We start from the raw sequence: 13,890 nt of genomic DNA on the forward strand, positions 1-13,890 counted from the left end.
CCCCCCGGGACGGGGGGATTCCCCGAGGCTGCGCAGGAAGCCGGCCGACATCTCGCCGTCCCACCAGAGGCCGTAGTACTCGAAGGCCGCGGCGTTCTCGTTGACCATCTGATGGGTGCAGCCAGGCGGCAGGTGCGCGATGTCGCCCGCGGCGAACCCGTACCGTTCGCCGTCGACCACCAGCGTCGCGCTGCCCGTCATCGCGATGAAGATCTCGTGCTCGTGATGGGCGTGCGCGGTCGAGACGTCGCCCGGCCGCAGCACGCACCAGGCGCCCTCGAACGGCGCGTTCAGCGCCGGCCAGGGCAGCAGCCGCTGCGAGTCGAGGCCGTAGGCGCGGGTCAGGTTCGCCCGGTCCAGTCTGCGGATCTCCATCACGCGCTCCAGGCCGCCGATGCCGCCACCGGCACCGCCGGGGCAGCCACCGATACCGTCGTCGGGGCCGCCACCGAGGGAACGCGCCGGTCGAGCAGGTCGGCGAGGATGTCCTGGGAGCGGTGGGCGAGCACGCTGATCAGCGAGTCGGAGATGCCGTGGGTCCGCTCGTTGACGCCCTGCAGGTACACCGCGCCCCATGCCGAGCCGTCCAGGTCGACGCGGTAGCGCCGGTTGACCGTGATGTCGGCCAGGCCCAGCCGCCCGGCCAGCTCCCGCACCAGCGCGGGCATTCTCGGTTCGTATCCGGTCCCCAGCAGCACCAGATCGCAGCGCAACGGCTCGGTCCTGCCGCTACGGCGGTCCCGCAGTTCCAGCACGACGTCGTCGCCGTCGGCCCGGGCGCTGATGACCTCGGTCATCGCCCGTACCGCGGATCGCCGCTCCCCCAGCATCCTCTGCCGGTAGAGCATCGAGTACAGCTCGTCGAGGAAGGGCTCGGCCAGCCCGGCGTAGTTCGTCAGGTGCATTTCACCGAGAATCTCCGCGCGGGTCTCGGGAGAGCTGTCGAAGAACTCGTCGACGAAGGAGGGGAAGAACAGCTCGTTGACGAACTTGCTCGTCTGGTAGTTCCGCAGGCCGACGGAGCGCACCAGCAGGGTCGGCCGGCTCAGCGGAAGGTCCTGGTGCAGCGCCACGAACATCTCCGCCGCGCTCTGCGCGCCGCCCACCACCACGGCCCGCAGCGGCCGGTCGGCCGGCACCTGCGCGATGCGGGTGCAGTACCCGGTGCTGTGGATCAGCCGGTCGGCGGGCAGCCCGCGGAAGACCTCGGGGACGTGGGGGTCGCGGCCGGCGCCGATGACGAGGTCGCGGCAGCGCACCGTCCCGCCGTCGCCCAGGGTGACCGTCCATCCGACGACCGTGCCGTCGGCGGCCCGCCGGGGCTCGACCCGCTCGACCCGGGCGCCGTAGCGGACGCCGACATGCTCCAGGGAGTCCGCGACCCACTGCTGGTAGTTCGACAGCTCCCAGCGGAACGGGTTGAACGTGCCCAGGTTCACGAACTCGTCCAGCCGGCCCTGCTCGTGCAGGAAGTTCAGAAAGGTGAACCTGCTCCGCGGGTTGTGCAGCGTCACCAGGTCCTTCAGGAACGACACCTGGCTGCGCGCCCAGGGCAGCAGCAGGTTGCGTTGCCATTTGACGTCCGGATACTGCTCCAGCAGCAGGGTGTGCTCCGCCAGCTCCCGTACACCGGACTCCTCGATGCCGATCGCCAGTGCCAGGTTCGCCGGCCCGGCGCCGACAGCCAGTATGTCAACCTCTTGGTCGGTCAAAATCCCACTCCGATCCCCGTGATCCTGCTCTTCGTGGCCGGTCCCGGTTCATTGGTACGCCCCGGTTCACCGGCACATCACGATTCAATACGGCGGGATCATTGATCGAAAGAATTGGTCGGCGGAGACAATCAAAGAAACGGGACGGCCGGCACCCGGGACGGCCGGGCACGAGATAACGCCGCCCGGCGTGGGCGGCGTTATCCGGCGTACCATCCGCTCGGCATGCCATATTCTTTTCCGGCGTGCTACGTTCTTTTTCGGCACGGCGTTCTTTTCCGGTGCCGTGTTCCGTCCGGCGCGCGGTGCCGGGAAGAGAGCACTCCGTGGTTTCCCGTCGGGAAGCGGCGCCGCGTTCCGTCCGGCGTGCGGTGCCCCGTTCAGCGGGCCGCCGCTTTCAGTGGGCCGCCGCCTTCCGCCGCGCCGCCACCTGCCGCTCGGCGCGTCCCGCGTTCTCCCGCATGCCCACCAGCGCGCACAGCGCGGCGATGACGCCGACGGCCCCGCACACCAGCCAGACGCCGTTGGCCAGCCGCTCCCACGCGAGCACGCCGAGGACCGGCCCGAGCGCGAGGCCGAGCCCGAACGTCGCCTGGTGCACGCCGATGTAGCGGGCCTTCACCGCGGCCGGGAACCTGGCCGGGTGCGCGAACATCGTGGGCCCGTTGATCATCACACCGGTCACGAACACCACCGTGCTGACGATTACCAGCGCGGCCGAGCCGGTGGCGAGGCCGTACGTGGCAAGGCCGGCCCCCATGACCACGGTGCCGAGCGCGCCCACGAGGTTCGGCCGCCAGTTCCTGACGTAGGAGGTGATCTTCAGCTCGCACAGGATCAGGGTGACGGACGAGGTGGCGAGCGCCGCGCTGTACAGCGCGGCCGGATGGCCGTCATCGGAGATCTTCAGCGGCAGCGCGACCACGTACTGCATGTAGATCATGGATCCGAGCAGCACCGAGGCCAGGAAGAACAGGTAGTTGCCGTCACGCAGTGGCACACTGTATCCGGACCGTCCGCCCCCGGCCGGTTCCGTCTCCTCCGGTGGGGCCTGCGTGCCGGGCAGGAAGGTGTGCGCGACCGCCGCGTACACGAGCGCGGTGAGCGCGTCGAGCCAGAAGAGCAGGTCCCAGTCGAGCAGGATCAGCCCGGCGGCGATCAGCGGGCCCAGCGCGGCACCGATGTTCAGCGCGGTCCGCATCATCGAGAAGCCCATGACCTGGTGTTCTTCCGGCATGAGATCGCTGAGCAGCATCGCCGCCGCGGGCCGGTAGGCCTGGGTGACCAGGCCGGCCAGCCCGACGGCGACGAAGATGAGCCCGAAGGCCGACAGGCCGCTCAGCCATGGGACGAGCCCCACGATCACGGCCGAGGTCACCATCGAGCCGGTGATGGTCGCCCGCGGGCCGGCCCGCTGGGTCAGCTCCCCACCCAGTAGCGTGCCGAACACCGCGCCCACGCTGTATGCCGTCAGCGCGAGGCCGGCCTGGCCGACAGAGAATCCGCGAACCGTCAGATACAGCACCAGGAATGTCTGTACGAACGCGCCCAGCTGGTTGACGAGCACGCCGCCCAGCAGGTACCTGACTGATGGCGGCGTCGCCCGCAGGACCGCGATAACGCCGGCCGGGGAATCCGCTTCCGCCGAGTTCTTTGTCTTAGTCGTCTGCGCCATGACTCGATCTCAGCGGAAGCGTCCGTTGACCGACAGGGTTGACCGGACCGGACAATCAATCACCGGCCATGCCGACCATCAACCGGACAGACTGAGCCGTCAACCGGACGGGCCGGCCATCGGCCGCACACGCCGGCCCTCAGCCGAACAGGCCGTTGATGCCGCCGAAGTCGAGGGCTCCCTCGAGCTCGGTGTAGGTGCCCTTGACGAGCAGTTCGGTGGCCGCGCGCTGGGCGACCGAGTACGCCGCCTGGCTGATGGCGGTACCGACGCTCACCCGGCGCACGCCCACCGCCTCGAACTCGGCGATGCTCGGGGCGCCCGGCCCGGCCATCACGTTGACCGGCAACGGTGACGCCGTCACCAGCGCGGCCACGACGTCCAGGTCGAGCAGGCCCGGCACGAAGAGGCTGTCGGCGCCCGCCTCGGCATAGGCCGCCGCGCGGGCGAGCACGTCCGCCAGCCGCCCTCCGGGCTCGCCGATACCGAACAGGAAGACGTCGGTCCGCGCGTTGACCAGCAGCTCCGGCAGCCCCGCCCGCACCGCTGCGGACCTGGCGGCACGAAGCCGCTCAGCCTGGGCCGCGACATCGAACAGCGGGCCGCCGGGGGCCTGCGAATCCTCGATGTTCACCCCGGCCGCGCCGGCGGCGACCACCGCTTCGACGGTCGCCGCGACATCCTCGGGGGCGGGGCCGTATCCCCCCTCCACGTCGGCCGTGACCGGGACGTCCACGACGGCCGCGATCCGCCGGACCTGCTCGGCCGCTTCGGCCCGGGTCAGGTGCTGCCCGTCGGGCCGGCCGACCGACCAGGCGACCCCCGCGCTCGTCGTGGCGACCGCCTTCGCGCCCGCCTGCGCGATCAGCGCGGCACTGCCGGCGTCCCACGCGTTCGGCAGCACCAGCACCCCGCTGTCGTGCAGCGACCGCAGCAGCTCCGCCCTGGTCCGCTGAATGTTCTCCACCATGCTCCACTCACTCCTCGGTCATGCCGGGCCAGACATATCGATTTACCCGGCTGTTCATTTACATGAATGCGTCCCGGTGGGCCGGCGAGCGAAATCGACACGGCATGTCGACACGGCGGAGCGACATGATGGAGCGGCTCAGCACAGCCGTCCGATACAGCTGTTCAATACAGCCGCCATCTGGTACAATTACCGCTTGGTACGGCCGTCGTTTAGTACAACCGTTCGGTAACGTGGTCCGATCTCGGTGCCGAGCGCACCGGGCAATGGCCGGTCAGCGTTTCGAGCATATACCCGGCCGGGGCTGTCGTGGCCGATCGGGGGCCGTGTTGTCGACGGTCGCGCCCGGCCCGCGTATTCCAACGGGCAAACAAATCCTGACAGTCAGTGGATTCGGCCGGCTCACCGGCCGCGCCGCGGTCCTTCGGCCCCCTCGGCACGCAGCTCCGGGGTGCAGCACTTGACACTGCCGCCGGCCTTGAGCAGTTCCGACAGGTCCGCGCCGATCGACTCGAAGCCGCGTTCGCGCAGCTGGCCGATCAGCCCGGTGGCGGCCTGCGGCAGTATGACGTGCCGCCCGTCGGGCGTTATGCGTCGGCAATAACCGTCCGGGTGATTTGTGAACCATTCAGACCACGCGTGACGTTGACTGGAAGAACCGCCGGATCCGAACAATCAACGCCGGGTCTGGTGGCTGGCAGGGCTGGCAGGGCCGGCCCGGCGTCGCGGCGGAACGGTTCGAGCGCCACCCGCCGCGCCCCGCCGTCCACCAGCGAGACCGGCAGCGGCCCGGCGTCCCGTTGCACGTTCCCGGCGAACGCGCTGAACAGCCTTGACACACTGTAACGACCGGCGACGCTGGCCCGCCGTAGCAGGCCGGCGTCCACCATCGACTCCAGCAGCTCGTCCGCCGACCCGATCGGTATGCCCATGTCGGCGGCGACACCGATCGCGGTCGTCCAGCCCGCCCTGTGCCGGCCGAGCTGGTGGACGAGCGCCTGCCCGGCCGGCAACAGCAGCTGGTAGGCCAGGGCGAACCGGTCCCGCACGTTGACGTCACCGACGCTGAGGATGTCCAGCTGGGCGTCGCGGTCAGCGAGCTGGCTGGCGGTGTACGCGATCGTCAGCTCCGGCCGGGCGGCGATCTTCCTACCGACGATACTGACGGCGAGTGGCAGGTCCTCACACAGCTCGGCGATGGCGTCGGCGGCTTCGTGTTCCGCCCGCACCCGTTCCGCGCCGGCCAGCCGGCCGATCAGCGTCATCGACTCCTCGCGGGTGAACGTGCCCAGATCGATCCGGTGCGTGCCGTCCAGCCCGAGCAGCCGTGCCCTGCTGGTCATCACGACCTGGCTGCGCGCGGTCTGCCCCAGCAGCGGCCGGGCCCACCGCTCGTCACGGACGTTCGTCAGCAGCACGAACAACCTGCGCTGGGCGAGCAGCGAGCGGTACAGGCCGGTCTGCTGCGTCGGGTCGTCCGGCACGAGGTGGGCGGGCACCCCCAGCGCGTGCAGGAAACCGCGCACGATGCCGCCCACGGACCGGCCACCCGTACCGCAGTCGCCGAGATCCGCGTAGAGCCGGCCGTCCGGGAAGCCGGCGGACACCTCGTGGGCCAGCCTGAGCGCGAACGCCGTCTTGCCGATCCCGATCGGCCCGCTGACCAGCAGCGGCATCCTGACCGGCCCGGCGGGGCGGCCGAGCAGCCGGAACGCGTCGGCCAGCTCCCGCGCGCGGCCGACGAACACGCTCGGCCCCATGGGCAGCTGGGCGGGACGGACAAGGCTGGTCACCGTACTGGTCGCCACATGCGTGACGGACGGCACCCCCGCCAGGCCGAACAGGCTGTCGGCCGGCAGGACGGCCGGCTCCCGGCCGTCCTGGGAGCCGGCCGTCCTGCCCACCATGCTTATCCGGCTTATCCGGCCTGGCTGGCCCGGCTGGCCCGGCTGGCCTGCTTGTCCTGTCTGGCCTACCTGGCCTTGCCGGCCCAACTGGCCCAGCGGCTGGCCTGCCTGCCCTGGTGGCTGGCCCGGCTGGCCTGGTGGCTGGCCCGGCCGTCCGGAGATCTGCCGCCAGCGCCGCTCCCAGGCCACGGGGTCTCCCCCGCACGCGGACACGAACGCCAGCGTCACCGCGAGGGTGGGCAGCCGGTGGCCACTGGCCGCGCTGGACAGCACGGACGGCGCGAACAGTGCGGTACGGGCGAGTTGCCGGTAGCTCGGGCCGCCCGCGCTCTTCCGTAACGCGCGCAGATCACGAGCGAATTCGGCGATCGGGCCGTTGGCCGCGTCCAACGGCCTCTCGGGCCTGCCCATATCCACCCCTCTCCTGGTGTCGCGTGAATTCAGACCTGCTACCTTCGGGTCTCCGGTGCACAGCTTCCCGTGATCCTGGTACGGCGCTCTGGCCGGCCGGGCGCCCCAGCCCGGGACAGCCCACGTGAACGGCCCAGGGCATCGACCTGGAAATACGTCTTGTGAACATTTTCCAGCGGCACGCGAGAAAAATATCCGACAGCTCGCCGGCCCGCGAAGAAACATGCTCGTCAGCATCCGTCCCGGAGTTCAGAAAATCCTTTTCGTAGCCTTCTGCCATACTACCGGAATGGCGTGCGCGACTGCTGTCCGCCCGGATTCCCTGTTTAACGGTGACGGTGGGCCGGCACCCGCCCGGAGCCGCCGGGAAACTATCCACCGGAGCGGGACGGAAGGTGACGGCCGGATATCCGGCCAGCCGTTTCTCCACGTCCTGGGTGCCGCGGGCGGGCACACGGCCCAGGCCGGTACGAGGCTGCCGGCCGGCCCACCGGACACCGATCCCGTCACTGAACATCATGAAATCTCCGTACGATACCTGGACAAAAACCACCAATAACCTCCCCCGGCCCGGCGGGCGGCGCGGCGGAGAGGACCGCCGCCTCCGGACGTGGCTCCGGGCCACCGCGAGGTACCGGCCATTTGCTCCCGCTCCACCGAGAAGCCCGCCGAACGAGACTCACCGCACGAAACCCGGCCAAACGGCATGGACGACGGACGGTGCCGCCGGCCCGTAACGGAATGCACCATTACCGAGATCGCTACCGTTGACGCTCTGATTATTGGTACGTCGACGGAGCGTGACAACCCGTCAGTCGGCTATCCGACACAGACCACGCGGACGACCGGCAGGAAATTCAGCCAGCCACCGGCGTCCTACCGGTTGTTCTCTTTTTCAGAAGATTCTCGGCGCACCTTCAGCAGCATCTTCACAGCATCATCTTCAGCCAAATCCGATCACAACCGGATTACCGCGCCGACAACATACACGAGCGCCGGAGCACCACCTCCCCGCCCGACGACCGCTGCCGCGATTAGGGCCGCGACGCGGCGGGCGCGGGCCGAACGGGGGCGGAAACCACGTCAGCGCCCCACTCGCGGCGACGTTCTTCCCGGGTCAGTGGTGTTCGGTGGCGGTGGGCTGCCGGCCGGGCCCGTGCAGGAGGCTCGGCAGGCCGGGCTGCGGGCTGGCGAGGAAGCAGCCCTGGACGAGGTCGCAGCGCAGCGTCCGGAGCGCGGCGAGCTGTTCGGGTGTTTCCACGCCGTTGGCGACGGCGGTGAGGCCGAAGGTGTGCGCGAGGCCGATGACGGCGGCGACGACCGCGTGCTCGGCGGGGTCCTCGAGCATCCGCGCGACACGCCGTTTGTCGATCTTGATGCCGTCGAGGGGTGCGCGGTGCAGGCAGCTCAGCGACGAGTGGCCGGCGCCGAAGTCGTCGACGTACAGGCTGACCCCGCGGGCGCACAGGTCGTGCAGGGCGGCGGTGACGGCAGGGACGTCGTCGACGAAGGCGCTCTCGGTGATCTCCAGGCCGAGCTCGTAGCGGTCGTCGGCGTTGGTGGCCTCCAGCAGCGCGATGATCTCGGACAGGAAGCGGGGATCGGCGAGCTGGCAGGCCGAGACGTCGATGGCGACCCGCGGCGCCATGCCGGCCGGCAGCTTCGACGCCCATCTGCCGGCCGCCCGGCAGGCCATCTCCAGGACGCGGCGGCCGAGCGGAACAATCAGCCCGGTCTCCTCCGCCACGGCCAGGAACGCGTCGGGCTCGAGCAGGCCGCGTTCGGGATGCTGCCACCTCAGCAGGGCCTCCACCCCGGTGAGCTCGCCGGCCATGTTCATCACCGGCTGGTAGAGCAGCCGCAGCTCGTCGGTGACGAGCGCGCGGCGCAGGTCGTTGCCGGTCCGCACGCGGCGCCGGACCTGGGCCCGCATTCTCTCGTCGAAGACCATGTGGCAGCTGCGGCCCTGCCGCTTGGCGGCGTACATGGCGATGTCCGCGGCGTGCAGGATGTCCTCGGGGTCGGACAGGTCCGGGCCGGAGACGGCGATGCCGACGCTGGCGGTCACGGTGATGGTCCGCTCGCAGGCCGTCCTGGGGATGGCCAGCGTGCTGACGAGGCGTTCGGCGACCGCCTCGACGCAGGACGCGGCGGTGACGCCCTCGCACAGGATGGCGAACTCGTCGCCGGAGAACCGGGCGACGGTGTCGCCGGGGCGGACAGCCCGGCGCAGCCGCCCCGCCACCTCGCGGAGCAGGTCGTCACCGGCGTGATGGCCCAGCGAGTCGTTCACCGTCTTGAAGCCGTCGAGGTCGACGAACAGGATGGCGACCCGGCGCGGCCGGTCGCCCCGGGCGCCGGTGAGCGCCTGGTGGAGCCGGTCGAGCAGGGCGGTGCGGTTGGGCAGCCCGGTCAGCCCGTCGTGCAGGGCCCGGTAGCGGGCGTCGGCGGCGCGGGCCCGCTCCACCTCACCGGCCCGCGCGACCACCACCGCGGTCGAGATCTGGCCGGCCAGCAGCTCGACGAAGTCACGGTAGTCGTCGTCGGGGGCGAGCCGGTCGTTGACCCCGACGAGCAGCAGGCCGATGGCCAGCCCGTCACAGCCCTCGGCGAGCGGCGCGGCGATCGCCGAGCCCGGCGGCCGGCAGCCGCTGGCCAGCCGGATCGGGAACCGCTCGGGCAGCTCCCGGACGAGACGTGCCTGGCCGGAGAACAGCGCGTCGCCCAGCTCGGGAAGGGGCGCCTCGGCGCCGAGCACGCCGAGAAGGTCGACGCCCCGCTGGTCACCGGCCAGGCCGCAGGACGCCGCCGGGCGCAGCACCGGCCGCTGCGCGTCCGGGTCGCGCAGCAGGACGATGCCGTACGAGACGTCCGCGGGATACCGGCCGAGCACCTCGACGACACGGGTGCACACCTCCCACGGGTCGTACGAGTCCGCGGTGGCGGTGGCGAGCTCGCGCAGGCAGGTCAGCCGCCGGGTGGCGAACACCTGCCGGGTCGTCTCCCGCCCCGTCGCCATGACACCGGCCACGCCGCCGTCGCCCAGGACGTCGCGGACCGGGCTCAGGGAGAGGGTGAAGTGGCACTCCTCCTGATATCCACGGCGGTCGAGCAGGAGGAGCTGGTCGTCCGTGCTGACGGCGGCGCCGCCGGCGAGCACCCGCTCGAGCGCCGGGCCCATGATCTCCCAGGTCTCCGGCCAGGCCTGCCGGAACGGCCGGCCCAGGGAGCGTGGATGTTTATGGCCGAGGATCGGCAGGTAGGCGTCATTGTAGATCATGACGAGCTCGGGCCCCCACAGGAGCGCCTTGGGGAAGCCTGAGTCCAGGCAGAGGCTCACCGCCATCCGCAGGGTGGGGCTCCATTCCCCGGCCGGGCCGAGCGCGGTGCCGGCCCAGTCCGTGGCCGCTACCAGCCGTCCCATCACGCCCCGGGCGGCGGGCCTCCGGCCGTCCGCGCCGACGCTGTTCGAGCCGACGTTGTTCGAGCCGACGCTGTTCGAGCCCGCGGCGTCCAGCCCGACGCCGCCCGGACCGAGACCGGGACCGGTCAGAGCGGCGCTGTCCGGGCGGTGACCGTCCGGGCCGGCACCATGCGGGCTGGTGGCATCCGTGCCGGAGGTATGCGGGTCGACGCCGTCCGGGCTGACACAGTCCACCATGTCCATGCTGTCTGTCGGGAGCGTGGTGTCCAGGGGGACCATGGCGCCCGGGCCGGGGCCCCGGCCGGCTGGTGGCCGCGCGGTCACCGCGGTGCCTCCGACAGCGACGGAGCGTCGTGAGGCCGGGTGCGCCGGGCTTCCCCCCAGGGCATGACCGGCGCGGACGGGACCGCCGGGCTCACGGCGTCGCGGGCCGGGACAGGCACGCGCGGGCTGACAGGCGCACGTGCGGGCACATGTGAGCTACGATAAGTCACGCACATGCTACTAATGGTCACCATGCTACTAATGGTCATAGTGTCCTTCGCGCCGAAGCTACGGACACCGCGGGGGCACCTGCCTGCTGTGCAACCCACGAGCCGGTCATGATGGGTCCATCGAAGAACCCGACCAGGACGCCAGTCGTCGCTCCCGTCCGGGGAGAGCGGGAGGAACACCGACGTGGCGCAAGCGGATGCGCTCGGCTAGGCTCTTCGCCTGACAATCAGGGCGTGCTGCTGAGGCTACTCCTCATTCCAGCCGCTGGCAGTCCGTCCGGCCCGCCACCGATGGTCCGCCTGGCCCCCGCCCCGGGCTTCCGGCCACCGGGCGGCCATCTGACAGCCACCGTACTGTTATCAGGTTGTCGCCGGGATGGCGAGAACCGTTGCCCCTGCCCCTGCCTGGCAGACCCGCGCCGCCGCCGGCCTGACCGGCCCGGACCGGCCCGGTCTGCCCGGTCCGGGCCCGGCCGGCTCAGGCGTGCAGGATCACCGGGAGGTCCGCGCGGCCGCTGACCCGCAGCTTGCGGTAGGCGCGGGTGAGGTGCTGCTCAACGGTGCTGACCGTGATGTAGAGCTTCTTGGCGATCTCCCGGTTCGTCCGGCCGGAGGCGGCGAGCATCGCGACCTGCAGCTCGGCGGCCGACAGCGTCGCGACAGCCCCGCCGTAGCCGGAGGCGTCCTCCCCGCCGCGGTCGGTCAGCCGCAGCCGCAGCGGCTCGGCGCCGCACTCCTGCGCGAGCAGCACGGCCCGACGGGTGATCATCCGAGCCTTGGTCAGCTCGCCGGCGCGCCGGTGGGCGTCGCTGAGATCCGCCAGCGCATAGGCCAGCTGCAGCCGGTCACCGCGTTCCTGGAGGATGTCGACGGCTGCCAGCAGCACCGCGGGGCGCTCCCGAGGCTCCAGGGTGGCGGCCAGCGCGCGCAGCCCCATCCCGCGCGCCCGGGCAGCGCCGGGACGGGCCAGATGCTCCTCGGCGAGCGCCCGGCCCTCGGCGGCCCGGCCCAGGCGCGCCAGGGTGAGCGCCGCCTCGACTCGCCACGGCACGAACGACGGCAGGTCGATCTCCCAGGCGGTCATCAGATGCCCGCAGGTCAGCAGGTCGTCGAGCGCGGCGTGCAGCCGGCCGGACGCCAGCCGCCGCTGGCCGCGCGCGTAGAGGTACTGCAGGCCGAAACGGGTCTGGAACATCGCGTCCGGGATCGGCGCGGCGACCTGGTCGCCGGCGTGGTCGCCGGCGTGGTCGGCAATGTGGTTGCCGGTGCGGTCGGCGGTGCGGCCGCCGGCCTGATCATGAGGACGATCGCAGGCCTGGTCAGCGATGTTGCAGCCAGTGACCGTCGAAGCCATGATCAGCGCTGATAGTGGCCGGCCGACACCGACCCCCCACGTCCACGCGGGGATGAGCGTCAGCGCTTCCCGGGCGTGGCGCTGCGCCGCCGGCGCGTCGTCCTGATGCACCGCGATCTCCGCGCGGATGCCCGAGAGCATCGCCTGCCACGTCGGCGCCCGCCGTAGCGCGGCCTCGCGCAGGAACTGGTCGCACCAGGGCGCGGCGATGTCGGCGCGTTCGGCGTAGGCCAGCACGAGCAGCGCCCACTCCAGCGAGCCCAGGGTCATGTCGTCGAGGGGGGTGGCCTGCAGCACCCACTCGGCGGTGCGGACCGTGTCGCGGCTGGCACCGGCACGCAGGACGTCGGTCAGCGTCGTCACGGACGGCAGCTGGGGACCATCGGTGACGGACGCGGCCACGCTGGCAGCCGCACCGGTGGCCGCGCTCGGCCCGGCCGTCTGCGGGCGCCGGTCGTCCGCGCCGTCGAACGCGGCGAGCCTGGCCGCCAGCGGCGGATGGTTCGCCGGCAGGTACTCGCGGATGAGGTCGAGGCCGGCCAGCGACTGCGGGTCGAGCCGGCCACGCCGTGCCTCCAGCCCCCGCAGGCCCGTGGTCGCGTCGTCCTCGCGGCCATGCCACAGCAGAAGCTTGATCAGGTGGATGCTGTGCTGGCTCGACAGCTCTCCGGTGAGCAGCGCCGGGACCAGCGGCTCCACGTGCCGCAGCGCCGCCCCGGGGTTGATCCGCCACTCGACGCGGGCCCGCAGCAACGCGACCGTCGCGCGCTGGTCGTCGTCCTGGCAGGCCAGGCCGGCCAGCCGCAGGCACTCCAGGGCGCGCCCCACATCGTCACGGCCGAGGGCGGTCATGGCGGCCCGGCACAGGACGTCGAGCCCCCAGGGCTCACCGGCGTGCTCCGCCGCGACGAGGTGGACCGCGACGTCCTCCGCCGGAGCGCCGCTGCTGTACAGCAGCCTGGCGGCGCGGCGGTGCAGCGTCGTGCGGGCCGGGCCGTCCAGGTCGGCCAGCACGGCGGCGCGCGCCGCGGCGTGCCGGAAACGGCCGGCGCGCAGTACGCCGGCGGCCTCAAGAATGTCGAGGATGCGGGTGGGGACCGGCCCGGCCACGGTCGGGTCGGTGCCAGCCGGATGCGTACCAGCCGGATGCGTACCAGCCGGATGCGTGGCGGCCGGATGCGTGGCGGCCGGATGCGTGGCGGCCGGATGCGTGGCGGCCGGGCCGGCGTCGGCCGGGTCGGCGTCGAGCAGCCGCGGGAGCAGGCCCGCCGAACCGGCCTCCTCCAGCACCGCGATCCCCCGCGCCACCCTCAGCAACGGCTCACCGCCGCGGCGCAGGCAGGTCAGCACCGCCTTGCCGAACGCCTCACCGGGTGCCGGCCGGGCCGGCTGCCCGGCCGGCACCAACGCCGGGGCCGGGGCCGGGGCCGGGGCGGAGGTGGCCGGCAGGTCCTCGAGCAGCGCCCGCAGCAGGAGCGGGTTGCCGCCGGTGAGCTCCCACCAGCCCGACGCCACCGCACCTGCGGCGACCGTACCCAGCCGCGGTGTAAGCACTTCGGCCACCCCGCGCACCGACAGCGTGCCGACCCGCAGCCGGTGGCACCGCGGGTGGCGCAGCAGGTCGGTCTGCCAGGCGTTGCGCAGCCGGTCCCCGGCCGGGTCCGCCAGCTCGGTGACGACCAGCAGTACCCGCTGGGAGCCCAGCCGCCGGCCCAGGTAGATCAGCCCACGCAGGGAGGCCGTGTCGACGAGATGGGTGTCGTCGACGGCGAGCACCACCGGGGCGCGCTCGGAGAGCACCCGTAACGCCGCCCACAGGTCCTGCAGCAGGTGCGGGGACGGGTGGGTGGCGGCGGCATCCCCGGCGGCCGGGTCGTCAGGTGCGCCAGGCGGCACGGCGAAGGCCGTGTCGGGCAGCAGGCCGCGTGCGGCGGGGCCGGCGG

Annotated in this window: 7 protein-coding genes and 1 pseudogene; all 8 read right to left on the reverse strand. The window is 72.0% G+C overall.

Annotated elements, in window-relative coordinates:
- Positions 1-375, reverse strand: a 375-nt coding sequence (locus tag NBX02_RS13125) for a cupin domain-containing protein (RefSeq protein WP_250291540.1), incomplete at its 3' end; no start/stop codon positions are given.
- On the reverse strand, positions 375-1,712 hold the full coding sequence (locus NBX02_RS13130) for a SidA/IucD/PvdA family monooxygenase (protein ID WP_250285153.1): 1,338 nt from the start codon (positions 1,710-1,712) through the stop codon (positions 375-377). The genes NBX02_RS13130 and NBX02_RS13125, both read right to left, overlap by 1 nt.
- 397 nt (positions 1,713-2,109) lie before the next feature.
- On the reverse strand, positions 2,110-3,387 hold the full coding sequence (locus NBX02_RS13135; protein WP_250285154.1) for an MFS transporter: 1,278 nt from the start codon (positions 3,385-3,387) through the stop codon (positions 2,110-2,112).
- Between the two features lie 139 nt (positions 3,388-3,526).
- On the reverse strand, positions 3,527-4,357 hold the full coding sequence (locus tag NBX02_RS13140) for an isocitrate lyase/PEP mutase family protein (RefSeq protein WP_250291543.1): 831 nt from the start codon (positions 4,355-4,357) through the stop codon (positions 3,527-3,529).
- 402 nt (positions 4,358-4,759) lie between these two features.
- A pseudogene (locus tag NBX02_RS23160) lies at positions 4,760-4,939 on the reverse strand (amidinotransferase); the annotation flags it as partial.
- A gap of 5 nt (positions 4,940-4,944) precedes the next feature.
- Positions 4,945-6,675, reverse strand: a complete 1,731-nt coding sequence (locus NBX02_RS13145) for an NB-ARC domain-containing protein (protein ID WP_250291544.1) — start codon at positions 6,673-6,675, stop codon at positions 4,945-4,947.
- Positions 6,676-7,792: 1,117 nt separating this feature from the next.
- Positions 7,793-10,423, reverse strand: a complete 2,631-nt coding sequence (locus tag NBX02_RS13150) for an EAL domain-containing protein (protein WP_250291547.1) — start codon at positions 10,421-10,423, stop codon at positions 7,793-7,795.
- 648 nt (positions 10,424-11,071) lie between these two features.
- A partial coding sequence (locus NBX02_RS13155; protein WP_250291549.1) for a LuxR family transcriptional regulator occupies positions 11,072-13,890 on the reverse strand: 2,819 nt, incomplete at its 5' end.

The sequence above is a fragment of the Protofrankia sp. CiP1_Cm_nod1 genome (assembly GCF_920888515.1).
Lineage (GTDB): Bacteria > Actinomycetota > Actinomycetes > Frankiales > Frankiaceae > Protofrankia.